The 26,171-nt window shown below is 55.2% G+C and carries 21 protein-coding genes; 14 read left to right on the top strand and 7 right to left on the bottom strand.

Annotated features, from left to right (window positions below; genetic code table 11):
* Nucleotides 1-93: 93 nt before the first annotated feature.
* The 5 genes from mrcB (at nucleotide 94) to fhuB (ending at nucleotide 8,866) form a co-directional block, all read left to right on the top strand.
* Nucleotides 94-2,628, top strand: coding sequence for a bifunctional glycosyl transferase/transpeptidase (gene mrcB, locus V6940_RS11470; RefSeq protein WP_185669240.1), 2,535 nt, complete (start codon nucleotides 94-96; stop codon nucleotides 2,626-2,628).
* Between the two features lie 309 nt (nucleotides 2,629-2,937).
* Nucleotides 2,938-5,151 (top strand): ferrichrome porin FhuA, encoded by a 2,214-nt coding sequence (gene fhuA, locus V6940_RS11465; RefSeq protein WP_333495946.1) that lies wholly within the window; start codon nucleotides 2,938-2,940, stop codon nucleotides 5,149-5,151.
* A gap of 48 nt (nucleotides 5,152-5,199) precedes the next feature.
* The gene (fhuC, locus tag V6940_RS11460; RefSeq protein ID WP_333495945.1) at nucleotides 5,200-5,997 is read left to right on the top strand and encodes a Fe3+-hydroxamate ABC transporter ATP-binding protein FhuC; all 798 of its coding nucleotides are present in this window, start codon (nucleotides 5,200-5,202) and stop codon (nucleotides 5,995-5,997) included.
* On the top strand, nucleotides 5,997-6,887 hold the full coding sequence (gene fhuD, locus V6940_RS11455; RefSeq protein WP_333495944.1) for a Fe(3+)-hydroxamate ABC transporter substrate-binding protein FhuD: 891 nt from the start codon (nucleotides 5,997-5,999) through the stop codon (nucleotides 6,885-6,887). The genes fhuC and fhuD overlap by 1 nt, the downstream gene beginning before the upstream one ends.
* Nucleotides 6,884-8,866, top strand: a complete 1,983-nt coding sequence (fhuB, locus tag V6940_RS11450; protein WP_333495943.1) for a Fe(3+)-hydroxamate ABC transporter permease FhuB — start codon at nucleotides 6,884-6,886, stop codon at nucleotides 8,864-8,866. The genes fhuD and fhuB overlap by 4 nt, the downstream gene beginning before the upstream one ends.
* Nucleotides 8,867-8,962: 96 nt before the next feature.
* Here the strand turns inward: fhuB and hemL are convergent, their stop codons facing one another.
* Nucleotides 8,963-10,243: a glutamate-1-semialdehyde 2,1-aminomutase gene (hemL, locus tag V6940_RS11445; protein WP_333495942.1), complete on the bottom strand. Its 1,281-nt coding sequence runs from the start codon at nucleotides 10,241-10,243 to the stop codon at nucleotides 8,963-8,965.
* Between the two features lie 162 nt (nucleotides 10,244-10,405).
* Nucleotides 10,406-11,140 carry a GntR family transcriptional regulator gene (locus V6940_RS11440; protein WP_106925532.1) on the bottom strand — a complete coding sequence of 245 codons (735 nt, stop codon included), beginning with the start codon at nucleotides 11,138-11,140 and terminating at the stop codon, nucleotides 10,406-10,408.
* 463 nt (nucleotides 11,141-11,603) lie between these two features.
* Between V6940_RS11440 and tkt the strand changes: the two genes are divergently transcribed.
* The 6 genes from tkt (at nucleotide 11,604) to erpA (ending at nucleotide 17,937) form a co-directional block, all read left to right on the top strand.
* Complete coding sequence (gene tkt, locus V6940_RS11435) at nucleotides 11,604-13,595, top strand: transketolase (protein ID WP_333495941.1); 1,992 nt, start codon at nucleotides 11,604-11,606, stop codon at nucleotides 13,593-13,595.
* A gap of 38 nt (nucleotides 13,596-13,633) precedes the next feature.
* Nucleotides 13,634-14,098, top strand: a complete 465-nt coding sequence (locus V6940_RS11430; RefSeq protein ID WP_333495940.1) for a PTS sugar transporter subunit IIA — start codon at nucleotides 13,634-13,636, stop codon at nucleotides 14,096-14,098.
* Nucleotides 14,099-14,131: 33 nt separating this feature from the next.
* Nucleotides 14,132-14,404 (top strand): PTS sugar transporter subunit IIB, encoded by a 273-nt coding sequence (locus V6940_RS11425; RefSeq protein WP_185669232.1) that lies wholly within the window; start codon nucleotides 14,132-14,134, stop codon nucleotides 14,402-14,404.
* Between the two features lie 40 nt (nucleotides 14,405-14,444).
* Nucleotides 14,445-15,812, top strand: coding sequence for a PTS ascorbate transporter subunit IIC (locus V6940_RS11420; RefSeq protein WP_333495939.1), 1,368 nt, complete (start codon nucleotides 14,445-14,447; stop codon nucleotides 15,810-15,812).
* Between the two features lie 279 nt (nucleotides 15,813-16,091).
* A complete protein-coding gene (gene clcA, locus V6940_RS11415; RefSeq protein ID WP_333495938.1) occupies nucleotides 16,092-17,510 on the top strand; it encodes a H(+)/Cl(-) exchange transporter ClcA in 1,419 nt (472 codons plus the stop codon).
* Between the two features lie 82 nt (nucleotides 17,511-17,592).
* On the top strand, nucleotides 17,593-17,937 hold the full coding sequence (gene erpA, locus V6940_RS11410) for an iron-sulfur cluster insertion protein ErpA (protein ID WP_035891950.1): 345 nt from the start codon (nucleotides 17,593-17,595) through the stop codon (nucleotides 17,935-17,937).
* A 138-nt stretch (nucleotides 17,938-18,075) separates the two neighbouring features.
* Here the strand turns inward: erpA and V6940_RS11405 are convergent, their stop codons facing one another.
* Genes V6940_RS11405 through mtnN form a run of 3 tightly spaced genes read right to left on the bottom strand, consistent with a single transcriptional unit; the run spans nucleotide 18,076 to nucleotide 20,205 of the window.
* The gene (locus V6940_RS11405; protein WP_185669229.1) at nucleotides 18,076-18,699 is read right to left on the bottom strand and encodes a TRIC cation channel family protein; all 624 of its coding nucleotides are present in this window, start codon (nucleotides 18,697-18,699) and stop codon (nucleotides 18,076-18,078) included.
* 14 nt (nucleotides 18,700-18,713) lie between these two features.
* Nucleotides 18,714-19,514: a vitamin B12 ABC transporter substrate-binding protein BtuF gene (gene btuF, locus V6940_RS11400; protein ID WP_333495937.1), complete on the bottom strand. Its 801-nt coding sequence runs from the start codon at nucleotides 19,512-19,514 to the stop codon at nucleotides 18,714-18,716.
* Complete coding sequence (gene mtnN / locus V6940_RS11395; RefSeq protein WP_333495936.1) at nucleotides 19,507-20,205, bottom strand: 5'-methylthioadenosine/S-adenosylhomocysteine nucleosidase; 699 nt, start codon at nucleotides 20,203-20,205, stop codon at nucleotides 19,507-19,509. The genes btuF and mtnN overlap by 8 nt, the downstream gene beginning before the upstream one ends.
* Nucleotides 20,206-20,302: 97 nt before the next feature.
* Here mtnN and dgt point away from each other — a divergent pair, with 97 nt between their 5' ends.
* The 3 genes from dgt to cdaR all read left to right on the top strand — a co-directional run bounded on the left by dgt (nucleotide 20,303) and on the right by cdaR (nucleotide 24,717).
* Nucleotides 20,303-21,817, top strand: a complete 1,515-nt coding sequence (gene dgt / locus V6940_RS11390) for a dGTPase (protein WP_333495935.1) — start codon at nucleotides 20,303-20,305, stop codon at nucleotides 21,815-21,817.
* A 135-nt stretch (nucleotides 21,818-21,952) separates the two neighbouring features.
* Nucleotides 21,953-23,401: a serine endoprotease DegP gene (gene degP, locus V6940_RS11385; RefSeq protein ID WP_185669225.1), complete on the top strand. Its 1,449-nt coding sequence runs from the start codon at nucleotides 21,953-21,955 to the stop codon at nucleotides 23,399-23,401.
* A 158-nt stretch (nucleotides 23,402-23,559) separates the two neighbouring features.
* Nucleotides 23,560-24,717: a DNA-binding transcriptional regulator CdaR gene (cdaR, locus tag V6940_RS11380; protein ID WP_035891956.1), complete on the top strand. Its 1,158-nt coding sequence runs from the start codon at nucleotides 23,560-23,562 to the stop codon at nucleotides 24,715-24,717.
* Between the two features lie 113 nt (nucleotides 24,718-24,830).
* On the opposite strand, the gene V6940_RS11375 is transcribed toward cdaR, so the two are convergent.
* Complete coding sequence (locus V6940_RS11375; protein WP_333495934.1) at nucleotides 24,831-25,211, bottom strand: DUF3461 family protein; 381 nt, start codon at nucleotides 25,209-25,211, stop codon at nucleotides 24,831-24,833.
* A 108-nt stretch (nucleotides 25,212-25,319) separates the two neighbouring features.
* A complete protein-coding gene (dapD, locus tag V6940_RS11370) occupies nucleotides 25,320-26,144 on the bottom strand; it encodes a 2,3,4,5-tetrahydropyridine-2,6-dicarboxylate N-succinyltransferase (protein ID WP_004872026.1) in 825 nt (274 codons plus the stop codon).
* Nucleotides 26,145-26,171 lie beyond the last annotated feature (27 nt).

The raw sequence follows: 26,171 nt of genomic DNA, 5'->3' as shown, positions 1-26,171 counted from the left end.
CGTGTTGCATAAAATTGAGAGATATCTTCTTCTGTCCCGTGGCAGAAGAATTGAGAATCAGGCCTTTATGCCTGAATGTTGCGGAGAGAAAGCATGGCGGGGAATGACCGCGAGCCGATTGGACGTAAAGGCAAGCCTGCACGTCCGGCAAAGCAAAAGGTAAGCCGTCGACAGCTCAGAGACGATGAGTATGACGACGATTATGATGATGATGGCTACGACGATGAAAAACCGCGCTCGCGTAAAGGCGGCGGAAAAGGGAAAAAACCTCGCGGTAAACACCGCTGGTTCTGGTTCCTGGTAAAACTCGGCATCGTTTTTGCCGTGCTGATGGCCATTTATGGCGTGTATCTGGATCAAAAAATCCGTAGCCGCATCGACGGTAAGGTCTGGCAGCTGCCAGCGGCAGTCTATGGCCGCATGGTGAGCCTTGAGCCGGACATGCCGATCAGCAAAAAAGAGATGGTTCAGCTGCTGACGGCAACCCAGTATCGCCAGGTGTCGGCGATGACGCGGCCCGGTGAATTTACCGTGCAGGCCAACAGCATTGAGATGATCCGTCGCCCGTTCGATTTCCCGGACAGCAAAGAGGGGCAGGTGCGCGCGCGTCTGACCTTTGATGGCGATCACCTGGAAACCATCGAGAACCTGGACAGCAACCGCCAGTTCGGTTTCTTCCGCCTCGACCCGCGCCTTATCACTATGATGTCCTCGCCAAACGGTGAGCAGCGTCTGTTTGTGCCGCGCAGTGGTTTCCCGGATCTGCTGATCGATACGCTGATTGCCACCGAAGACCGTCATTTCTACGAGCATGATGGTATCAGTTTCTACTCGATGGGCCGTGCGGTGCTGGCGAACCTGACCGCCGGGAGAACGGTGCAGGGGGCGAGTACGCTGACCCAGCAGCTGGTGAAGAACCTGTTCCTTTCCAGCGAACGTTCCTACTGGCGTAAGGCGAACGAAGCCTACATGGCGCTGATTATGGACGCCCGCTACAGCAAAGACCGTATTCTTGAACTGTATATGAACGAGGTATACCTCGGTCAGAGCGGCGACAATGAAATCCGCGGCTTCCCGCTGGCGAGCCTCTATTACTTTGGCCGCCCGGTGGAAGAGCTGAGCCTTGACCAGCAGGCTCTGCTGGTGGGGATGGTGAAAGGGGCCTCGGTCTACAACCCGTGGCGTAACCCAAAACTGGCGCTGGAGCGTCGTAATCTGGTCCTGCGCCTGCTGCAGCAGCAGAAGGTTATCGATCAGGAACTGTACGACATGCTGAGCGCGCGTCCGTTGGGCGTACAGCCGCGCGGCGGGGTGATTTCACCGCAGCCTGCGTTTATGCAGATGGTGCGTCAGGAGCTGCAGGCGAAGCTGGGTGATAAGGTGAAAGATCTCTCCGGCGTGAAGATCTTTACTACCTTCGACTCGGTCGCGCAGGATGCCGCAGAAAAAGCGGCGACCGATGGCATTCCGGTGCTGAAGAAACAGCGTAAGCTGAGCGACCTTGAAACCGCGATGGTGGTGGTCGACCGTTTCAGCGGCGAAGTGCGTGCGATGGTTGGCGGCGCTGAACCGCAGTTTGCGGGCTACAACCGAGCCATGCAGGCACGTCGTTCGATTGGTTCTCTGGCAAAACCGGCGACCTATCTGACGGCCTTAAGCCAGCCGAACCAGTACCGCCTGAATACCTGGATTGCCGATGCGCCAATTGCGTTGCGTCAGCCGAATGGCCAGGTGTGGTCACCGCAGAACGATGACCGTCGCTACAGCGGTCAGGTGATGCTGGTGGACGCGCTGACGCGTTCCATGAACGTGCCGACCGTTAACCTCGGTATGGCGCTGGGTCTGCCAGCGGTCACTGACACCTGGCTGAAGCTGGGTGCGCCGAAAGATCAGCTCAACGCCGTGCCGGCGATGCTGCTGGGGGCGCTGAACCTGACGCCGATTGAAGTGGCCCAGGCGTTCCAGACCATCGCCAGCGGCGGTAACCGTGCACCGTTGTCGGCGCTGCGTTCGGTAATTGCGGAAGATGGTACCGTGCTGTACCAGAGCTATCCGCAGGCTGAGCGTGCCGTTCCAGCGCAGGCGGCTTATCTGACGTTGTGGACCATGCAGCAGGTTGTGCAGCGTGGTACCGGCCGTCAGCTGGGCGCGAAATACCCGAACCTGCATCTGGCAGGGAAAACCGGGACTACCAACAACAACGTCGATACCTGGTTTGCCGGGATTGACGGTCGTGAAGTGGTGATCACTTGGGTAGGCCGCGATAATAACCAGCCGACCAAGCTGTACGGCGCCAGCGGTGCGATGTCTATCTACCAGCGTTATCTGGAGACCCAGTCGCCTATCGCGCTGGATCTGACGCCGCCGGAAGATGTGGTGAACATGGGCGTGGACGATGGCGGTAACTTTGTCTGCGGCGGCGGTGGCACCCGTATGCTGCCGGTCTGGACTACCGACCCGGATTCACTCTGCCAGCAGAGCCAGCAGGCTATCGAGCAGCAGCAGTCAGCGAACCCGTTTGACTCATCTTCTTCACAGCCTCAGCAGCAACAGCAGCAGCCGGCGCAGGAGAAGAAAGACAGCGACGGCGTGGCTGGCTGGATTAAGGATATGTTCGGCGGGAATTAATACCGCCCCGGCGTCACTTCGTTCGGCCGGGCTACACCCTATCTTGTAGCCCGGACGAGGCGTTCACGCCGACTCCGGGATGGTTCGGTACCGTATTAGTACTAAGCCTCTGCGTCGTGCAGGGGCTTTTTTTATCTCTAAGTTTTTTCTTTTTATTAACGCCACTTTTTCATCTGTCTAATTCTTAACCCCTTAATTCTGGTAGGGACTTATATCGCTTGCTATGCGTCCAATGCATGACCTATTATTCCCATCGTTATAATAATAATTCTCGTTTACGTTATCATTCACTTCATCAGAGATATACCAATGGCGCGTCTAAAAACTGCTCAGCCAACCCACTCACTGCGTAAACTCGCAGTTGTAGTAGCCACGGCGGTTAGCGGCATGTCTGTATACGCACAGGCAGCAGAACAACCTAAAGAAGAAACCATCACCGTCACCGCAGCTCCGGCGGCTCAGGAAAGTGCCTGGGGCCCGGCTCCGACCATTGCGGCGAAGCGTTCAGCAACGGCAACCAAGACTGATACTCCGATTGAGAAGACTCCACAGTCTGTTTCGGTGATTACCCGTCAGGAGATGGATATCCATCAGCCGACGACCGTTAAAGAAGCGATGGCATACACGCCTAGCGTATTTGCGACTCGCGGTAGCTCTACAACCTATGACGTTGTGACTATCCGTGGTTTCACCACCTCCAGTACCGTGAACACGAACCAGTACCTGGATGGTATGAAACTGCAGGGCAACAACTACTCTGAAGTCTCAGTAGACCCGTATTTCCTTGAACGCGTAGAAGTGATGCGCGGACCAACCTCCGTGCTGTACGGCAACAGCAACCCTGGTGGTATCGTCAGCATGGTCAGCAAGCGCCCGACCACTGAACCGCTGCGTGAAATTCAATTCAAAATGGGCACAGACAACCTCTGGCAGACCGGTTTTGACTTTAGTGATGCGATTGATGACGCAGGCGTGTGGTCATATCGCCTGACCGGTTTAGGCCGTAGCCAGGATGCGCAGCAGGATATGGCGAAGTCGAGCCGTTATGCCGTTGCACCGTCCTTTAGCTGGCGACCAGATGATAAAACTGACTTCACCTTCCTGAGCAATTTCCAGAGCGATCCGGATGCGGGTTACTACGGCTGGCTGCCGCGTGAAGGTACAGTGGTTCCTTACGTTGATGCGAACGGCAATTCTCACAAGTTGCCGACCGACTTCAACGAAGGTGAGAGAGATAACAAAATGCAGCGTCGCCAGCAGATGGTGGGCTACAGCTTCTCTCACGAATTTAACGACACCTTCACCGTGCGTCAGAACCTGCGCTACGACCAGGTAAAAACTCTGTACCGTTCAGTCTATGGTTATGGCTACGATGGTGCGGGTAAAATTAACCGTCAGTACGTTCGTTCTGATGAAGATATGAACTCCTTCTCCGTCGATACGCAGTTGCAGTCCAACTTTGCGACCGGTGATGTTGACCATACTCTTCTGACTGGCGTGGACTACTCACGCATGCGTAATGACGTTGATGCACTTTATGGCTCTGCCGATCCAATCGATATGCTGAATCCGCAATACGGCAGCCCGAATATCAATGTGAGCGGTCCTTATGCGAAGTATCAAGTACTGAATCGCATGGAGCAGACGGGCCTGTATGCTCAAGATCAGATGGAATGGGACAAATGGGTTCTGACGTTAGGCGGTCGTTATGACTATGCGAAAACGTCTACTCTGACCCGTACCACTGGTTCTGAAGCAATGAATCATGACCAGCAGTTTACCTGGCGTGGTGGTGTTAACTACCTGTTTGATAATGGTATTTCACCATATTTTAGCTACAGCGAATCCTTTGAACCAACATCCGGTTCAACCAAAGCGGGGCAGCCTTTTGATCCGTCCCGTGGTAAGCAATATGAAACGGGTGTGAAGTATGTACCGAAAGATATGCCGGTCGTCATTACGGGGGCGGTTTATCAGTTGACCAAAAATAAAAACCTGACAGCAGATCCGAATAACGCAGGGTTCAGCATTCAGGCAGGTGAAATTCGTTCTCGCGGTTTTGAACTCGAAGCCAAAGCGGCGGTGAATGAAAACGTCAACGTGACGGCTGCATACAGTTATACAGATGCTGAATACACGAATGACACAACCTTCAATGGCCAACGCCCGGCGGAAGTACCGCGTAATCAGGCCTCTCTGTGGACGGATTATACCTTCTACGATACCGCTCTGAGTGGCCTGACCTTTGGTGCTGGCGTTCGTTATACGGGCTCTACCGTCAGCTACTACAAAAGCGATACCACGACTGGCAAGAAAAACGAGCAGTTTAGCGTAGGCGGTTATACCGTTGCTGATGCGATGGTGAAATACGATCTGGCGCGCGTAGGCCTGCCGGGTTCATCCATTGCCGTTAACGTCAATAACCTGTTCAACCGTGAATACGTCTCCAGCTGTTACAGCGAATATGCGTGCTACTGGGGCGCTGAGCGCCAGGTTGTTGCTACCGCAACGTTCCGTTTCTAACCACCTCCAGGGCGCGGATTTTCCGCGCCCTTTAACATGTTGACGGTTATGCAGGACAAGACAACTCATTCTGATACGACCTTTTCTCTGGAACAGGTCGTTTTTCGCGTTCCAGGCCGTACGCTTCTTCATCCTCTCTCCCTGACTTTTCCTGCGGGCAAAGTGACCGGCCTTATCGGTCATAACGGCTCGGGTAAGTCCACGCTGTTGAAAATGCTTGGCCGCCATCAGCCGCCGTCGGAAGGCGAGATCCTGCTGGATGGTCAGCCGCTGGCGAGCTGGAACAGCAAAGCCTTTGCTCGTAAGGTTGCCTATCTGCCGCAGCAGCTGCCGCCCGCAGAAGGGATGACCGTCCGTGAACTGGTGGCGATTGGTCGCTACCCGTGGCACGGCGCGCTGGGCCGCTTTGGCGTGGCCGATCGTGAAAAGGTCGAGGAAGCGATTTCCCTCGTGGGGCTGAAACCGCTGGCGCATCGCCTGGTGGACAGTCTCTCCGGCGGTGAACGCCAGCGTGCGTGGATTGCCATGCTGGTGGCGCAGGATAGCCGCTGTCTGCTGCTTGATGAGCCAACCTCGGCGCTCGATATTGCCCATCAGGTTGACGTGCTGGCGCTGGTGCACCGCTTAAGCCAGCAGCGCGGTCTGACGGTGGTTGCGGTTCTGCACGATATCAACATGGCGGCGCGCTACTGCGACTATCTGGTGGCGCTACGTGGCGGTGAAATGATTGCTCAGGGCACGCCGGATGAGCTGATGCGCAGCGACACTCTGGAGCAGATTTACGGCATCCCGATGGGCATTCTCCCGCATCCAGCCGGTGCTGCACCGGTAAGTTTTGTCTATTGATGACTGATTCGAATTTGATAAACCGTCGCCGTTTTCTGGCGGCGATGGCGCTCTCGCCGCTGCTCTGGCAGATGCAAAAAGCCCAGGCCGCACCGGTGAACGCTGAACGTATCGTGGCGCTGGAGTGGCTGCCGGTCGAGCTGATGCTGGCGCTGGGCGTCACCCCATACGGCGTGGCGGATATCCCCAACTATCGCATGTGGGTCAACGAGCCGGTGCTGCCGGACTCGGTGATTGACGTGGGACTGCGTACCGAACCCAATCTTGAACTGCTAACCCAGATGAAGCCATCGATGCTGGTCTGGTCTGCAGGATATGGTCCTTCACCAAAGATCCTCGCGCGTATTGCGCCTGGGCGCAGCTTTGCTTTCAGCGACGGCAAGCAGCCGCTGGAGCAGGCGCGGCGATCGCTACTGGAGATGGCGGAACTGCTCAATAAGCAGGACGTCGCTCATCGCCATCTGGCGGAATTTGATGCCTACATCGACAGCCTCAAGCCGCGCTTTGCCTCGCGTGGCGAACGTCCCGTGCTGATCATGTCGCTGCTCGATCCGCGCCATATGCTGGTGTTTGGCCCGAACTGCCTCTTCCAGGAGATCCTCGATCGTCTGGGCGTGAAGAACGCCTGGCAGGGGGAGACAAACTTCTGGGGCAGCACGGTGGTCGGGATCGACCGGTTGGCGGCCTACAAAGACGTTGATGTGCTCTGCTTTGACCACGGCAATGCCGCCGATATGCGCCAGTTGGCCGCTACGCCGTTATGGCAGGCGATGCCGTTTGTTCGCGCGAACCGGGTGCAGAACGTTCCGGCGGTCTGGTTCTATGGTGCGACGCTGTCGGCGATGAACTTCGCTCACATTCTTGATAACGCACTGGGAGGCAAAGCGTGAAAACGACCCGCTCTCCTTTTGCCACGCTGTTGCTGCTGACGCTGTTTATTGTCGGGCTGGCGCTGACCTGGTTTAACTTCAACCTCGCGCTGCCTCATGCGCTCTGGTTCCAGGCGATGCGCCAGCCGGATATTAACGCCATCGATCAAATGCTGTTTCACTACAGCCTGCTGCCTCGCCTGACTATCTCACTGCTGGTCGGTGCCGGGTTGGGGCTGGTGGGCGTGCTGTTCCAGCAGGTGCTGCGTAACCCATTGGCTGAGCCAACCACGCTTGGCGTGGCTACCGGCGCGCAGTTGGGGATGACCATTACCGCGCTGTGGGCCATTCCAGGCGTGCTGGCCTCGCAGTTTGCAGCGCTGGCAGGGGCCTGCATCGTCGGCGCGCTGGTCTTCGGCGTAGCGTGGGGTAAACGCCTCTCGCCGGTGACGCTGATTCTGGCCGGGCTGGTGGTGAGTTTGTACTGCGGTGCGATAAACCAGCTGATGGTGATTTTCCATCACGACCAGTTGCAAAGTATGTTCCTGTGGAGCACCGGGACGCTGACCCAGACCGACTGGAGCATCGTGCAACGTCTGTGGCCGCAGCTGCTGGGCGGCGTGATGCTCACGCTGTTGCTGCTGCGCCCGTTAACGCTGATGGGGCTGGATGACGGCGTGGCGCGCAACCTGGGGCTGGCGCTATCGCTGGCGCGTCTGGGGGCGCTAACGCTGGCGATCGTTATCAGCGCCTTTCTCGTCAACGCGGTGGGGATTATCGGCTTTATTGGCCTGTTTGCCCCGCTGCTGGCGAAGATGCTGGGTGCACGACGCTTGCTCTCCCGCCTGATGCTGGCACCGCTGATTGGCGCGCTGATCCTGTGGCTCTCCGATCAGATAATCCTCTGGCTTACCCGGGTGTGGATGGAAGTCTCCACCGGCTCGGTGACCGCGCTGATTGGTGCACCGCTGCTGCTCTGGCTGCTGCCGCGACTGCGTAGCATGAGCGCGCCGTCGATGAATGCCAGTGATAGCGTGGCAAATGAACGTCAGCACGTGCAGTGGTTTGCGCTGGGCGGGCTGGTGATTCTGCTGGTGGCGGTGTTCGTTGCACTGTCGCTGGGCCGCGATGCGCACAGCTGGCACTGGGCGAGCGGTACGCTGCTCGACGAGTTGATTCAGTGGCGCTGGCCGCGTATTGCTTCGGCGCTGATTGCCGGGGTGATGCTGGCGGTGGCGGGTTGTATTATTCAGCGCTTAACCGGCAACCCGATGGCGAGTCCGGAAGTGCTGGGGATCAGCTCCGGCGCGGCGTTTGGCGTGGTGCTGATGCTGTTTGTGGTGCCGGGTAACGCGTTTGTCTGGCTGCTGCCAGCGGGCAGCCTGGGCGCGGCGGTCACGCTGCTGGTTATCCTGATTGCCGCCGGGCGCGGCGGGTTTTCGCCGCATCGTATGCTGCTGGCGGGGATGGCGCTGAGCACCGCGTTCACCATGCTGCTGATGATGCTGCAGGCGAGCGGTGACCCGCGCATGGCGCAGATCCTGACGTGGATTGCCGGTTCAACCTATAACGCGACCGGTAAGCAGGTGGCGCAGTCGGCCACCGCCATGGTGATTTTCCTGCTGCTGGTACCGCTTTGCCGCCGCTGGTTAACCATCCTGCCGCTGGGCGGCGAAACGGCGCGCTCTATCGGTATGGCGCTGTCGCCAGCGCGTATTAGCCTGCTGCTGCTCGCGGCGTGTCTGACGGCGGCGGCCACGCTGACCATCGGGCCGTTAAGCTTTGTTGGGCTGATGGCACCGCATATTGCGCGCATGATGGGCTTCCGTCGGACGATGCCGCATATCGTGATGTCGGCGCTGATTGGTGGGCTGATACTGGTGTTTGCTGACTGGTGTGGGCGTATGCTGATGTTCCCGTATCAGGTGCCAGCAGGGCTGCTGTCGACCTTTATCGGTGCGCCGTATTTTATCTATTTGCTGAGAAAGCAGAGCCGATAAAAAAGCCGGATGGCGCATGCGCTTATCCGGCCTACAGATTGTGCGATTCACGTAGGCCGGGTAAGGCGAAGCCGCCACCCGGCATGTGTCGCTGACTTACAGCTTCGCAAACACCCGACGCGCTGCGTCAACGGTGTTGTTGATATCGTCTTCGCTATGGGCGATAGACATAAAGCCTGCCTCAAACGCCGACGGCGCCAGATACACACCTTCATCCAGCATCATATGGAAGAAACGCTTAAAGCGCTCAACGTCGCACTTCAGTACGTCCTGATAGCAGGTCACTTCTTTGGCATCGGTGAAGAAGATCCCGAACATGCCGCCCACATTGTTCACCACCAGTGGAATACCGGTTTCCTGCGCGGCATCCAGCAGACCCTGCGCCAGCTGATTGGTCAGGTCGGTCAGGGTTTCGTGAACGCCTGGCTGCGCCACTTCGGTCAGACAGGCGAAGCCAGCCGCCATGGCAATTGGGTTACCGGAGAGGGTACCCGCCTGGTAAACCGGGCCGGTTGGTGCCAGCGCGTCCATCACGTCTCGACGACCGCCGAAGGCGCCGACCGGCATACCGCCGCCGATGATTTTGCCAAGGCAGGTCAGATCCGGCACCACGTCGTAGTAGGACTGTGCCCCAGCCAACGCCACGCGGAAGCCGGTCATCACTTCATCGATAATCAACAGTGCGCCGAACTCGTCACACAGCGCGCGCAGGCCCGGCAGGAAATCAGCCTGCGGTGGGATGCAGTTCATGTTACCGGCAACCGGTTCAACGATGATGCAGGCGATATCCTGCGGGAACTGCTCGAACGCCGCGCGTACGGACGCCAGATCGTTATAGGTGCAGGTAAGAGTATGCTTGGCGAAATCTGCTGGCACGCCCGGTGAGTTTGGCTGGCCGAGGGTCAGCGCACCGGAGCCTGCTTTAACCAGCAGGCAGTCGGCGTGGCCGTGGTAGCAGCCTTCGAATTTGATGATTTTGTCACGGCCAGTAAAGCCGCGCGCCAGGCGGATGGCGCTCATGGTCGCTTCAGTACCGGAGTTCACCATACGGACCATGTCCATGGTCGGCACCAGTTCGGTGACCAGTTTCGCCATGGTGACTTCCATCTCGGTCGGCGCACCGAAGCTCAGACCACGCTCGGCGGCTTCAATCACCGCATTACGGATGGCTGGGTGGTTGTGACCCAGCACCATCGGCCCCCAGGAACCGACATAGTCGATATAGGCTTTGCCATCCACGTCGTACAGATACGCGCCGTCCGCACGCTCGATAAACAGCGGCGTACCGCCCACGCCGGTGAAGGCACGTACCGGCGAGTTCACCCCGCCTGGGATGAGTTCACGCGCAGCGCTATACAGGTTTTCAGATTTGCTCATTGCCAGGTTCCTGGTTCGTGGAAAATGTTTTGCTCGCTATTCTAAATTATTCCATAGAGGTTATGAAATTTTTGACCATTGTGGCATGAATGTTGGGCAACAGAAATGATAGTGGCTGCCTTGTTATCAGCAGCGGCGAGGTCGGTCTGAAAATAGCCCGCCTTATGAGCGGGTTGAGTTTTGTCTCAGGGGGAAAATACGCGTGTTAATGATGGCAATATTGACTTCGCAGGGCGTGCCGTCATCGAGATAAACGGTTTCATCAAGTTCGAGAACGGAGTCATTCTCTTTAAGGTTCAATAGATTAAGGATATCTTCATCGACCAGGTTTATCGCGGTTAAATTCTGATCGCGGCGCTGGACCTTTTTGCCGGTGATGCTTTCGATATAGCTGTATTTTGATATTTCGAGCTGGCTTAATTCCATGCTGGTAAACATATTGACCGGCAGATGGATGTGCTCAAGGGCGACGGGAATATCGTCAAAACACATCAGACGTAAAATTTTATAGATCTGATCGCTATTTTTTATCCGTAACGACTGAGCGATTTCCGGCGATGGCACTTTCATTATACTGAATTTAATGACTTTTCTGACGCCTTTATGGCCACTCTTCTGCGCCTGAAAATCAAAAGGCGACAGGGCGTGGAATCTGCCGGAATGGTTGCTTTTACCGATGGCGCCAACGAACAAACCGGAGCCTTTCACGCGATAAATACGCTGCTGCTCGATCAACAAGCGCGTGGCCTCGCGCACCGTGGCTCGCGTGATGCCGATATTTTTGGCAATGGCAATCTCTGTGTCCAGTTTATCCCCTGGCAAAAGGCCATCGGTCTTTATCTTCCTGAGAATGTAATCGACCACCTCTTTTTGCTTCTCTGTAATGCCATCAACCATCGACTTTCTTCCTAACCAATGTGGGCGATAACGCCGCTGGATCCTGTTTACATGTATGCCTGACTTTGTTTTCTGTCGACCAGACAGTTAACGTCATATTGTGAGCAAGTTAACGAATTTGAGTGAACAAACGCCGCATCGCGATAAAATGCATTTTTGCATATTGTATCTGGACACGTCTATGTGCATCATCAAGATGACTAGACAAGTGAAACATGTATAGACTTATATTGAAAGGCGTAAGGATGCAGTAATAGCGCGAGGATATAAAGTAATTCATTGTATTTTAATGTTTATTTTATTTCTGGTTGCCGAAAGAGAATGCAAGCCGCGTTGAACCGTATGGCGGGGCAATACAATGATAAAAACTAAGGTTTCTTTCGACATGTCTATTCATTCTGGCGTGGGGAAAACCCCGAAAACGTTATTGTTAAACGTAAAATCCAGGTAAAAAGAGAGACGTATGAGCAACAGAAAATTAGCGAATGCCATTCGAATTCTGAGCGTCGACGCGATTCAGAAAGCCAACTCCGGCCACCCGGGCGCGCCGATGGGTATGGCTGATATTGCCGAGGTCGTCTGGCGTCATCACCTTCGCCATAACCCAAAAAATCCGCAGTGGTTTAACCGCGATCGCTACGTGCAGTCGAATGGTCATGGCTCGATGCTGATTTATTCTCTGTTGCACCTCACGGGTTATGACCTGAGCATGAATGACATCCGTGAATTCCGTCAGCTTCACTCGCGTACGCCTGGCCACCCGGAGTATGGCTATACACCGGGCGTTGAGACCACCACTGGCCCGTTGGGGCAAGGGGTAGCGAACGCCGTCGGTATGGCCATTGCCGAGAAAGCGCTGGCCGCTGAATTCAATAAGCCTGGGTTTGATATTGTCGATCACCACACCTGGCTGTTCCTGGGCGATGGCTGCCTGATGGAAGGTATCTCCCATGAGGCATGCAGCCTGGCTGGAACCTTAGGGTTGGGGAATCTGATTGCCGTCTGGGACGATAATGGCATCTCTATCGACGGGCACGTTGAAGGCTGGTTCGCTGAAGATACCGCAGCCCGCTTCCGCGCCTATGGCTGGCACGTGATTGAAGGTATTGATGGTCACGACCCGCAGGCGATTGACGCTGCCGTTCGCGAAGCCAAACAGGTCAGCGATAAACCGAGCCTGCTGTGCTGTAAAACCATTATCGGTTTCGGCTCGCCGAATAAAGCGGACAGCCATGAGTGTCACGGCTCCGCGCTGGGGGCCGATGAAGTCGCGCTGGTGCGTGAACGCCTTGAGTGGCCGTATCCGCCGTTTGAAATTCCTGACGATATTTACGCTGCCTGGGATGCGACCGAAAAAGGGGCGCAGGACGAGCAGGCATGGGAGGCGCTGTTTGCCGATTATGCGCTGCAATGGCCTGAACTGGCCGCCGAGTTTGTGCGTCGTATGAAGGGCGAACTGCCTGTGCAGTGGGCGGAAAATATCCAGCGCTATATTGACGATTTGCAGGCCAATCCTGTATCGCTGGCCACGCGCCAGGTGAGCCAGAACTGCTTAAATTTTTTCGCCGATATGATGCCTGAGTTGATGGGCGGGTCTGCGGATCTTTCGCCGTCTAACCTGACCAGGCATCAGAAGTCCGTCGATTTTACCGCCGAGCATGGGGCGGGGAACTACCTCTCTTATGGCGTTCGTGAGTTTGGTATGTCAGCCATCATGAATGGCCTGGCGCTGCACGGCGGGTTTATCCCTTACGGCGGCACCTTCCTGATGTTTATGGAATATGCCCGTAATGCGTTGCGCATGGCGGCACTGATGAAAATTCGCTCCATCTTTGTCTATACCCACGACACCATTGGTCTGGGCGAAGATGGTCCGACGCACCAGCCGGTTGAGCAGTTGGCTTCGCTGCGCCTGACGCCGAATATGGAAACCTGGCGCGGATGCGATCAGGTGGAAGTAGCGGTCTCCTGGCAGCAGGCAATTGAACGGCAGGATGGGCCTTCGGCCTTAGTGCTGACTCGCCAGCCGCTTGAACAGCAGGCTCGCAGTGCGGAACAACTTAACAATATTGCGCGTGGCGGCTATGTGCTGGTCGACTGTGACGCTGAACCTGAGCTGATCCTGATATCCGCAGGTTCAGAGGTGGCGTTGGCGGTTGCCGCAGCGCGTACGCTGCAGCAGGAAGGCCACCAGATTCGCGTGGTTTCCATGCCGTGCACCGAGCGTTTTGATAAGCAGGATGACGCCTACAAAGAGTCCGTTTTGCCGAAGCGCGTGCGTAACCGTCTGGCGATAGAAGCCAGTATCGAAGGGTTCTGGCAGCGTTATACCGGGCTGGATGGGAAGGTTATCGGCATGGACTCCTTTGGGGAATCTGCGCCAGCGAGCGTCCTGTTTAAATACTTTGGTTTTACGAAAGAGAATGTGACGGAAACGGCCCGTCGCATGCTGTAGTCACCCATTTTTATCATTAAGAACGATAGGTAATATCCATGCCAACATTATCCAACTGGCTGAATAAAAACAAAGTTCAGTATGTTCCATCAGTAAGTGACTGGAAAGAGGCGATCCAGATTGCTGGTCGCCCACTGCTGGATGAAGGGGCGATTTCACCGGCCTATATCGATTCGATTATCAAACAGAAAGAAGAGATCGGTCCCTACTTCGTGATTGCTCCGCGCATCGCGATGCCGCATACGCGACCCGAGCAGGGCGCAATGGCGCTGGGGCTCTCTATCGTCAAACTGGGTCAGGCGGTTGAGTTCAATTCGGAAGAGAACGATCCGGTGGACGCGATTTTTATGTTCTCCGCCCCGGACAGCAATAGCCACATTGAAATGATTTCGCAGCTCGCTGAAGTGTTGTCAGATGATGAGGTGATGCAGCAGATTTTTAACACGCAAAGTACTGAAGAATTGCAGGCGATTTTACTCGGTGAAACGTCGGCTTCTTGTTAATGACACCCCAATCGTAAAAATATGAGGTCTACTATGAAAATTATGGCGGTATGTGGTTCAGGTCTGGGTAGCAGCTTTATGATGGAAATGAACATCAAAAAGGTGCTCAAAAAAATCAATATCACCGCGGACGTTGAACACTCTGATTTGGGTTCCGTCACGCCCGACGTGGCTGATGTTTTCGTGATGGCGAAAGATATCGCCTTCAGCGCTAACTTACCGGCAGATAAAGTTATTGTGATTAATAACATTATCGACCTGAACGAAGTTGAACAAAAAATAAAAGACTACTTTGACCAGCAATAATTAAGTCGGGCAAGAAAAATACCCTGCGACAGAGGTTAATATGTTTGTTCAAAACGTTTTACAGCTTATTGTTGATATCCTGAAGGTGCCATCAATCCTTGTCGGGCTGGTGGCGCTATTCGGCCTGGTTGCACAAAAAAAATCCTTCCCTGATGTCATTAAAGGGACCGTTAAAACGATACTGGGCTTCCTGGTGTTATCCGGAGGGGCTTTAGTTCTGGTCGGCTCGCTATCGCCGTTAGGTGATATCTTCAAGCAGGCCTTTGATGTGCAGGGTATTATTCCGAACAATGAGGCGATGGTCTCTATTGCGCTGGAAAAATATGGCGCGCCAACCACGCTTATCATGGCGTTCGGCATGGTCGCGAATATCGTGGTCGCCAGATTCACCCGTTTAAAATATATCTACCTGTCCGGGCATGTGACCTTCTACATGGCCTGTATGGTGGCCATTATTCTGTCGGTAGCCGGCTTCGAAGGCGTTCAGCTTATTTATACCGGTTCGCTGGCGCTCGGCATGTTAATGGGCTTCTTCCCGGCCATTGCCCAACCTTATATGCGTAAAATTATCGGTAATGACCAGGTGGCTCTGGCACATACCGGTACGGTTGGCTACGTGCTTTCTGGGTGGATCGGTTCTGTCGTCGGTAAAGGTTCTAAATCTACCGAAGAGATGAACATGCCTAAGAACCTGAGCTTCCTGCGCGATAGCACGATCTCTATCTCTCTGACGATGATGATCATTTATCTGGTCCTGTCGATTTCCGCAGGTAAAGAGTACGTCGAGAGCAACTTTAGCCATGGTCAGAACTACCTGGTCTACTCCTTTATCCAGGCCATCACCTTTGCTGCTGGGGTATTTATTATCCTGCAGGGTGTGCGTTTAATTCTGGCGGAGATCGTTCCGGCATTTACCGGTTTCTCCGAGCGCCTGGTGCCTAACGCACGTCCGGCGCTGGACTGCCCAATCGTCTTCCCGTATGCGCCGAACGCGGTGTTAGTTGGCTTTATCTCAAGCTTTGTCGGTGGTCTGGTGGGTCTGTTCATCCTTGGGCAGCTCAAGTGGGTACTGATTCTGCCGGGCGTCGTACCTCACTTCTTCTGTGGGGCAACGGCTGGGGTATTCGGTAATGCGACCGGCGGTAAACGCGGTGCGATTCTCGGTGCCTTCGCTCACGGTATTCTGATTACCTTCTTACCGGTGGCGCTGATTCCAGTACTGGGTGCGCTGGGCTTAACCAACACCACCTTCTCTGATACCGACTTCGGCGTAGTGGGGATTATTCTTGGCAACATGGCGCGCTTTATGACGCCAGGCACCATCACCATGACGATTACCGGTATTTTCGCTCTGCTGGTGGCTTACAACCTGTTGGCGAAAAAGAAGCCTGAGCCAGTAGAAGAGTAAGGTATTACACAACATAAAACATGCCTCCGCCTGGAGGCATGTTGACGATAGCCCTTTCTTATCAGGCGCAGAGATCTCAACACCAGGGACGTCAACCGGTCAGGTCCGTTCAAACGATCTTCTGCGCCACTTTCTCTCTAATCTTACTAACCTGTGATGAACTACGTTTTTACTCTGTAGCAACAAAGCATTCGCCGCGCAATTTTTTCGCGACGTCGCGCGCATGAGTAGGTAAAATGCCCTCCCTTCGTATTTGTATTACCAATTAGTGATGACGGTATGAGAGCAGAGATACCCCCTTTAGAGGCACAACGGATGGTGCGTTTACGCCGCCGCGACGTTGTGCGTAAATTATTGAACCGCGATAAAACCCCGTTGATGGTGCTGCTGATGTCCGCCATCGTAGGCTCGCTCGTGGGGCTGGTCGGCGTGGCGTTTGAACATGCGGTGAACTGGGTGCTGAACGTGCGTATTGGCACGCTGGCGCAGGTTGCCGACCGCTGGTATCTGGTCTGGCCGCTGGCGTTTGTGCTATCGGCGCTGCTGGCGATGTTTGGTTATTGGCTGATGCGGCGCTTTGCGCCGGAAGCGGGCGGTTCGGGGATCCCGGAAATTGAAGGTGCGCTGGAAGACCTCCGCCCGGTACGCTGGTGGCGCGTGCTGCCGGTGAAATTCTTCGGTGGGATGGGTACGCTGGGTTCGGGCATGGTGCTTGGACGTGAAGGGCCGACGGTGCAGATTGGCGGCAATATCGGGCGCATGGTCGGCGATATTTTCCGTCAGCGTGACGAAGAGTCGCGCCACACGCTGCTGGCAACCGGCGCGGCGGCGGGTCTGTCGGCGGCGTTCAATGCGCCGCTGGCGGGTATTCTGTTTATCATCGAAGAGATGCGCCCGCAGTTCCGCTACAGTCTGATCTCGATTAAAGCGGTATTCACCGGCGTTATCATGTCGAGCATCATGTTCCGCATCTTCAACGGTGAAACACCGGTGATTGAAGTGGGTAAACTGACCAACGCGCCGGTCAACACGCTGTGGCTGTATCTGGTGCTGGGCGTGATTTTTGGCGTAGTAGGCCCGCTGTTTAATACCCTGGTGCTGAAAACCCAGGATATGTTTTTCCGTATCCACGGCGGTAACACGACAAAATGGGTGCTGATTGGCGGCCTGATTGGCGGCGGTTGCGGCGTGCTGGGGCTGTTTCAATCGGCAGCGGCGGGTGGCGGGTTTAACCTGATCCCGATTGCGGCGGCGGGGAACTTTACCGTCGGTTCGCTGCTGTTCCTGTTTGTCGCCCGCGTTATCACCACGCTGCTGTGCTTCTCCTCCGGTGCGCCGGGCGGGATTTTTGCGCCAATGCTGGCGCTGGGCACGCTGCTGGGAACGGCCTTCGGTATGGCGGCGATGCATCTGTTCCCGGCCTACAATCTGGAGGCGGGGACCTTCGCGATTGCCGGAATGGGCGCGCTGCTGGCGGCTTCCGTTCGCGCACCGCTCACCGGCATTGTGCTGGTGCTGGAGATGACCGACAATTATCAGCTCATTTTGCCAATGATTATTACCGGCCTTGGTGCCACGCTATTAGCACAGTTCCTTGGCGGGCAGCCGCTCTACGCCACGATTCTGGCGCGCACCCTGGCGAAGCAGGAGGCCGAGCAAGAGGCTAAGGCCAGGCAGTCGGCCCCGGAGAATACTTGAACGATTTACCAGGGTATTAGATAATGACCAAAAGAGTCGGGTTATTATTTGCCCAGACCCGCTGTATTAATGGGAGCAAAAAATGAGTGATGACGTAGTGCTGCCGCTGGAGTTTACCGACGCCGCAGCCAAAAAAGTAAAAGTCCTGATTGCGGATGAAGAGAATCCAAACCTGAAGCTGCGCGTGTATATCACAGGCGGCGGCTGCAGCGGCTTCCAGTATGGCTTTACCTTTGATGACCAGATCAACGAAGGCGACATGACCATCGAAAAACAGGGCGTAGGCCTGGTGGTTGACCCGATGAGCCTGCAGTATCTGGTAGGCGGTTCGGTGGACTATACCGAAGGTCTGGAAGGTTCACGCTTTATCGTGACCAACCCGAACGCAACCAGCACCTGCGGCTGCGGTTCTTCCTTCAGCATCTAAGCCTGCTGACCAGATGAAATTAAAAAGCCCACCTTTTGGTGGGCTTTTTATTTTCATCTCTTGTCGCTCGAGCGAGGTGCATTAGCGCCGACTCCGGGGATCTCCCGGCGGCGCTGCGCTTGGCCGGGCTACACAGGTTTAACGCCCGTTATCGTCCAGCGCAAAAGTCGGCAGCTTCAGGTGCCAGCGAATCGCCGCCAGGCGAATGGCCAGCGTTACCACCATCCCCATCATACTGGCGTTCTCCAGCGGTATCTGGAAAGTGTAATAGGCCGTGGCGTGCACAATCCCGCCGATAATACAGGCCGTGGCGTAGATTTCGGTTCGCAGGATCATCGGCACTTCGCGCGCCAGCACGTCGCGGATAATCCCGCCGCCGACGCCAGTGACAACGCCCATACAGACGGCGACCAGCGGACCGGAGTGGGCGATAAACGCCTTGTTCACGCCAATCCCCACGAACACCGCCAGTCCCACGGCATCCAGCACCGGCAGCACCCATTTGGGCAGACGACGCGGTTGACGAACCAGCACGATAGTTAGCATTGAGGTGACCATCGCCACCACCAGGTCCGTCGGATCTTTCACCCAGAAGACCGGGCCGTTGGCGAGCGCCATATCACGAATGGTTCCGCCGCCCACGGCGGTCACCACGCCAAGTACCAGAACGCCAAAGGGGTCCATACGTAGTTTCCCTGCCAGCAAGACGCCGGAGACAGCGAAAACGATGGTACCAACAATATCCAGCCAGTAGACAAGCATGACCCATTACCTGATTAATTAACCTGCGATAGTGCAGTACAGAGTTGTTTTGCGGCGAGGATAATACGTGGGCTTGCGCGTTCAAACCAGTCACTATTGAGTGGAATGATAGGGATTGTGAGCTGACTAGCCCAGTAGTGCTGAATTTTCGGAATCTGACTCGCATCGCCCGCGGCAACAATCACCTGCGGTTGGCGCATCAGCACCTGTTCACGGCTGACCTGAGGCCAGGCCACGCGGCTGTCTGCAAAGATATTTTGACCACCGCACACTTCCAGTATCTGGTTCTGGATGGCGCTTTTGTTGCTGGTGAAAATGGGGTTAAAGCCGAACTGCATAAACACCCGTTTTTTCGGTGATTTTGCATACTGCGCCTTTAGCTGCGAATAGTCATGCAACAGCGTGGCGGCGGCCTGTTCGGCTTTTTCAGGCTGCGGACTCCATTTCGCCAACTGGCGAAGCGTTGCGGCTATCTCTTCAATGCTGTGCGAATCGACCCACAGCACGGTGATACCCAGTGAACGCAACTGGTTCACCTGACGTTCGGCGTTGCCTTCTTTCCACGCCAGCACGACGTCTGGGTGCAGAGCGACAATACGCTCAAGGTTAATACCCTGCCAGGAGGCAACCTGTTCGATCTCTTTTGCCGCGGCGGGGTAATCAGACCACGCGCTGACGCCAACGGGGGTGATGCCGGCGGCAAAGGCCAGTTCGGTATTGGCGGGGGAGAGGGTAATAACCCGCGGCGCGGCAACAAGCCACGCCGGGGTGCTAAGCAGCAGGGCGAGCAGCCCTGTCAGGAGTCGCTTAGCCACGCGCCAGTTTCTGCACCAGCGTTTCGACCATCAGGGTCGACTGCTTGGCGGCAACCGCCAGGAACTCTTCGAAGCTCAGGTGAGACTGCTGATCGGCCACGTCCGAAATCGCGCGGACGACGACGAACGGCACGGCAAAGCTGTGGCAAACGTGGGCAATCGCCGTCGCTTCCATCTCTACCGCAATCGCCTGCGGGAAGTTGGTGCGGATTTTTGCCAGCGCTTCGGAACCGTTAATAAAGGCATCGCCGCTGACAATCAGGCCGCGCACGGCGTTCAGGTCGAGGGATTTGATGCAGTCTTCAGCGGCGGCAACCAGTTTGTCGTCGGCTTTGAACGCTGCCGGGCAGCCTGCCATCTGGCCCATTTCATAACCAAATGCGGTGACGTCGGCATCGTGGTAGCGCGCTTCGTCAGAAACCACGATATCGCCCACTTTCAGCGTTGGCGCCAGGCCACCCGCGGAACCGGTGTTGATAATCACGTCCGGCTGGCAGCGCTCCAGCAGCAGCGTTGCGCCCATTGCGGCGGCCACTTTGCCAATCCCGGATTTCAGTAACGCCACATCCACGCCGTTCAGCTGGCCGGTGTAGATTTCGCTACCGCCGATGGTGATAGTCTGACGATTTTCGATTTTGTCACGCAGCAGCGTAACTTCTTCTTCCATTGCGCCAATAATGCCGATTTTCATAGATTTACTCGCGATGTGCCAGGTTTAAAGGCATAGTTTATCATGTGGTTCAGGGGAAGCGCATTTCTTGTAATAGGAAGCTCGCGACGGAGAGGCTATGGCTAAGATTGATTTTCGCAACAAAATTAACTGGCGTCGGCGCTATCGCTCGCCGCAGGGTGTCAGCTCCGAGCATGAGATTCTGCGTATTTTTGAAAGCGATCGCGGGCGCATTATCAACTCACCGGCCATCCGTCGCCTGCAGCAAAAAACGCAGGTATTCCCGCTGGAGCGTAACGCCGCGGTGCGAACCCGCCTGACGCACTCGATGGAAGTACAGCAGGTAGGGCGTTATATCGCCAAAGAGGTGCTGAGTCGCTTAAAGGAAAGACATCTGCTGGCGGCCTACGGTCTGGACGAACTGACCGGGCCGTTTGAAAGCATCGTTGAGATGGCCTGTCTGATGCACGATATCGGCAACCCGCCGTTTGGTCATTTTGGCGAGGCGGCAATCAACGACTGGTTCAGCCAGCGCCTGGCGCCAAAAGACGCGCTGCGTCAACCGCTGAGCCACGACCGCTGCGAGGTTATCGACCTTCGACTCCGTGAAGGCGAAGACACGCTCAATACGCTGCGCAGCAAAGTGCGTCAGGATCTTTGTCATTTTGAAGGTAATGCGCAAGGGATCCGCCTGGTGCATACCCTGATGCGTATGAACCTGACCTGGGCGCAGGTTGGCTGTATTTTAAAATATACTCGCCCGGCGTGGTGGTCGACGGAGACCCCGGCGACGCACAGCTATTTAATGAAAAAACCGGGCTACTACCTGGCGGAAGAGCACTATATTGAACGCTTACGTAAAGAACTGGATTTAGCGCCTTACAATCGATTCCCATTAACGTGGATTATGGAAGCCGCTGATGATATTTCTTATTGCGTCGCTGACCTCGAGGATGCGGTAGAAAAAAGGATCTTCAGCGTTGAGCAGCTGTACCAGCATTTATATGATGCCTGGCCTGAACATACCAAAGGCTCGCTGTTCGCCCAGGTGGTGGAAAATGCCTGGGATAAATCTCGGGCGAATTCATTAAGCCGCAGTACGGAAGATCAGTTCTTTATGTATTTGCGGGTGAATACTTTAAATAAGCTGGTGCCCTATGCGGCGCAGCGTTTTATTGAAAATCTGCCGCAGATCTACCCGGGTGATTTTAATCATGCACTGCTGGAAGATGACAGTAGCTATAGCCAGTTGTTGAAACTATATAAAAATGTAGCTAGAAAACATGTCTTTAGCCATCCGGAAGTCGAACAGTTAGAATTGCAGGGATATCGGGTGATTGGCGGGTTATTAGATATTTATGCGCCTTTGCTTAAATTATCCTTAAGCGACTTCAGCGAATTGGTTGAGCATGAACGCGTCCGTCACTTGCCTATCGAATCACGGTTGTTTTGCAAACTCTCAACGCGTCATCGTTTAGCTTACGTTGAGGCAGTGAATAAACTCTCCCGTGATTCCGTTGAGTTTCCGGTGATGGAATATTATTATCGTTGCCGCCTGCTGCAGGATTATATCAGCGGGATGACCGACCTCTACGCCTGGGATGAATATCGGCGGTTGATGGCGGTAGAATAATCAGAAGTTTTGTAAAGACGCTCAATAAATTTTTACTTTTAGCAGATGCAGTTGTACGGAACTTAGTGCCATAAAGTGAATCTGATAGTCACGAACACAGCAATTTTGCGTAATCTGATATTGAGATTGAAACACATGAAAAAAACCACGTTAGCAATGAGTGCACTGGCTCTTAGTTTAAGTCTGGCTCTGTCTCCGTTGTCCGCTAGCGCGGCCGAGACGGCATCTTCTTCCGCATCCGCCGCACAGCCAATGCCAAGTCTGGCACCGATGCTGGAAAAGGTTATGCCGTCTGTCGTCAGCATTAATGTTGAGGGCAGCACAACGGTAAACACGCCGCGTATGGGACGTAACTTCCAGCAGTTCTTTGGCGACAACTCGCCGTTCTGCCAGGACGGTTCTCCGTTCCAGAGCTCTCCGTTCTGCCAGGGCGGTGCAGGCCCGGATGGCGGTAACGGTGGCAATCAGCCACAGCAGCAGCAGAAATTTATGGCCCTCGGCTCCGGGGTGGTGATTGACGCGGCGAAAGGTTACGTCGTGACTAACAACCACGTGGTGGATAATGCCAACACCATTAAGGTTCAGCTGAGCGACGGCCGTAAGTTTGACGCGAAAGTGGTCGGTAAAGACCCGCGTTCTGACATCGCGTTGATTCAGATTCAGGATCCGAAAAACCTGACGGCGATTAAGCTGGCGGACTCTGACGCTCTGCGTGTCGGCGACTACACCGTGGCTATCGGTAACCCGTTCGGCCTGGGTGAAACCGTGACCTCTGGTATCGTCTCCGCGCTGGGTCGTAGCGGCCTGAACGTTGAAAACTACGAAAACTTTATCCAGACCGATGCGGCAATTAACCGCGGTAACTCCGGCGGCGCGCTGGTGAACCTGAACGGCGAGCTTATCGGTATTAATACCGCGATCCTCGCACCGGACGGCGGTAACATCGGTATCGGCTTCGCTATCCCGAGCAACATGGTGAAAAACCTGACTGATCAGATGGTGAAATTCGGCCAGGTGAAACGCGGTGAGCTGGGCATCATGGGGACCGAACTGAACTCCGAACTGGCGAAAGCGATGAAAGTCGACGCCCAGCGCGGTGCCTTCGTGAGTCAGGTGATGCCGAACTCTTCGGCGGCGAAAGCCGGGATTAAAGCCGGTGACGTGATTACCTCACTGAACGGCAAGGCGATCAGCAGCTTCGCTGCACTGCGTGCGCAGGTTGGCACCATGCCGGTAGGCAGCAAAATCAGCCTCGGTCTGCTGCGTGACGGTAAGCCGGTAACGGTGGATCTGGAACTGCAGCAGAGCAGCCAGACTCAGGTTGACTCCAGCTCAATCTTCAGCGGTATTGAAGGGGCTGAAATGAGCAACAAAGGTCAGGACAAAGGCGTAGTGGTGAATACCGTGAAAGCGGGTTCTCCGGCGGCGCAGATTGGCCTGAAGAAAGGGGACATTATCGTCGGTGCCAACCAGCAGGCGGTGAAAAACATCGCTGAGCTGCGTAAAATCCTCGATAGCAAACCTTCGGTACTGGCGCTGAATATCCAGCGTGGCGATAGCTCCATCTATCTGCTGATGCAGTAATCGTGACCTCAACCCTTTCCCCGCCCGGGGAAAGGGTTTTTCCCTTCGTAATGTGAAGCACCCCACAACTCCATAGATCTCAACCGTGCTTTGTGCATTTGCACAGTGCGGCGCTTTTGCATCTTTCCTATCATGTAACCTGCTCACAGGAGGGGTTCATGGCTAGCTGGCATCTTGATACTAAAATGGCGCAGGATATCGTGGCGCGCACGATGCGTATTATCGATACCAATATCAACGTAATGGATGCCCGCGGGCGCATTATCGGCAGCGGCGATCGTGAACGTATTGGTGAATTGCACGAAGGTGCGCTGCTGGTGCTCTCTCAGGGGCGCGTGGTGGATATCGACGATGCCGTAGCCCGTCATCTGCACGGGGTACGTCAGGGGATCAACCTGCCGCTGCGCCTGGAAGGCGAGATTGTTGGCGTTATCGGCCTGACCGGTGAACCGGAAACGCTGCGCAAATATGGCGAACTGGTATGCATGACCGCAGAGATGATGCTCGAGCAATCGCGCCTGATGCACCTGCTGGCCCAGGATAGCCGACTGCGTGAAGAGCTGGTCATGAACCTGATTCAGGCCGAGGAGAACACGCCGGCGCTGACCGAATGGGCGCAGCGGCTGGGCATTGACCTTAATCAGCCGCGTGTCGCGGCGGTGGTGGAGGTCGACAGTGGGCAACTGGGCGTTGATAGCGCGATGGCGGAGCTTCAGCAGCTGCAAAATGCGCTGACGACGCCGGAGCGCAATAACCTGATTGCCATAGTCTCACTGACCGAGATGGTGGTGCTGAAACCGGCGCTCAATCAGTTTGGCCGCTGGGACGCGGAAGACCACCAGAAGCGCGTGGAACAGCTGATCTCCCGCATGAAAGAGAACGGGCATCTGCGTTTTCGCGTGGCGCTGGGCAACTATTTTACCGGGCCGGGCAGCATCGCCCGTTCCTACCGTACGGCGCGCACCACCATGATGGTGGGTAAACAGCGTATGCCGGAGAGCCGCAGCTATTTTTACCAGGATTTGATGCTGCCGGTGCTGCTCGACAGCCTGCGCGGTGGCTGGCAGGCCAATGAGCTGTCGCGCCCGTTGATGCGTTTGAAGGCGATGGATAACAACGGCCTGCTGCGTCGTACGTTGACGGCGTGGTTTCGCAACAACGTTCAGCCGCTGGCGACCTCAAAGGCGCTGTTTATTCACCGTAATACGCTGGAGTATCGACTGAACCGAATTTCGGAGCTGACCGGGCTGGATTTGGGGAATTTCGACGATCGTTTACTGCTGTATATTGCGTTGCAGTTGGATGAACAGAGATGATAAATCTGCATAATGTGTGGTCTGTGTAGGCCTGATAAGCGCAGCGCCATCAGGCAAAAATAAGCCGGGTGGCGGCTTCGCCTTACCCGGCCTACGAATACACCTACATGCCGCTATTTACGCGTCAACTTCTCCAGATCGGCTTCAATTTCGCTGATCTTGTTGGTTACGACGCTTTCGAGATGGCGCAGATCGTCAAGGATCTTACGCTTAAGATCGACTTCTGTGCGATCGCGCTGGCAAATCTGATCCAGCTCATCAATCACGTAGCGCAGGTTCGGGCTGATCTCCTGCACTTCTTTAAAGCCCTGACCATCGCCGGCAATGGTTTTACGCTGGCGTGGGTATTTGAACTTCACGCTCTTGGCGAAAAACTCGCCCTTATCCTTCTGGAAATAGATTTTCAGGATATCGTTGTTGGCTTCCTGCCGGAGGCTGTAACGATCGATTTCATCGGGATTGGTGATCCCCAGGCTTTTCAAATTATCGTACATAGCGGTACCCCTGATCTAAATTAACTATTGAATAATTAACGAAATAATCTATTTCCGCCAGCTTGCGAATAAAAAAAAGCGGGGTTGCCCCCGCTTTTTCGCATCTTATTAATCGATAGTACGCAGTAGCTCGTTGATGCCCACTTTACCGCGGGTTTTGGCGTCTACTTTCTTCACAATCACCGCACAGTACAGGCTGTACTTGCCGTCTTTGGATGGCAGGTTGCCGGAAACAACAACGGAGCCTGCCGGTACGCGGCCGTAGAAGACTTCGCCGGTTTCGCGGTCGTAGATTTTGGTGCTCTGGCCCAGGTACACGCCCATGGAGATAACAGAACCTTCTTCCACAATAACGCCTTCAACGACTTCTGAGCGTGCGCCGATGAAGCAGTTGTCTTCGATGATGGTTGGGTTCGCCTGCAGTGGCTCCAGTACGCCACCGATGCCGACGCCGCCGGACAGGTGAACGTTTTTACCAATCTGCGCGCAAGAACCCACGGTTGCCCAGGTGTCTACCATGGAGCCTTCGTCCACGTAAGCACCGATGTTCACGTAGGATGGCATCAGCACGGTGTTGCGAGCGATGAATGCGCCCTGACGAACGGCTGCCGGTGGCACTACGCGGAAACCTTCTTTCTGGAAACGCGCTTCGTCGTAGTCAGCGAATTTCATTGGTACTTTATCGAAGTAGCGGCTTTCCGCACCGTCGATAACCTGGTTATCGTTAATACGGAAAGAGAGCAGAACCGCTTTCTTCAGCCATTGGTGAGTCACCCACTGACCGTCAATCTTTTCAGCGACACGCAGCGCGCCGGAATCCAGCAGGGAAATCACCTGGTTAACCGCTTCGCGGGTTACGGTATCCACATTTGCCGGCGTGATGTCGGCGCGACGCTCAAAAGCGGACTCAATAACGTTCTGTAATTGCTGCATTGTTTACTCTTTCCATTTACTTAAAAA

Origin of the sequence: Kluyvera sp. CHPC 1.251 (genome assembly GCF_036759945.1) — a bacterium.
In the GTDB taxonomy this organism is placed as follows: domain Bacteria; phylum Pseudomonadota; class Gammaproteobacteria; order Enterobacterales; family Enterobacteriaceae; genus Kluyvera; species Kluyvera sichuanensis.
Note: the sequence above shows the minus strand (reverse complement) of the source record. Positions and strands in the feature narration are given on the sequence as shown.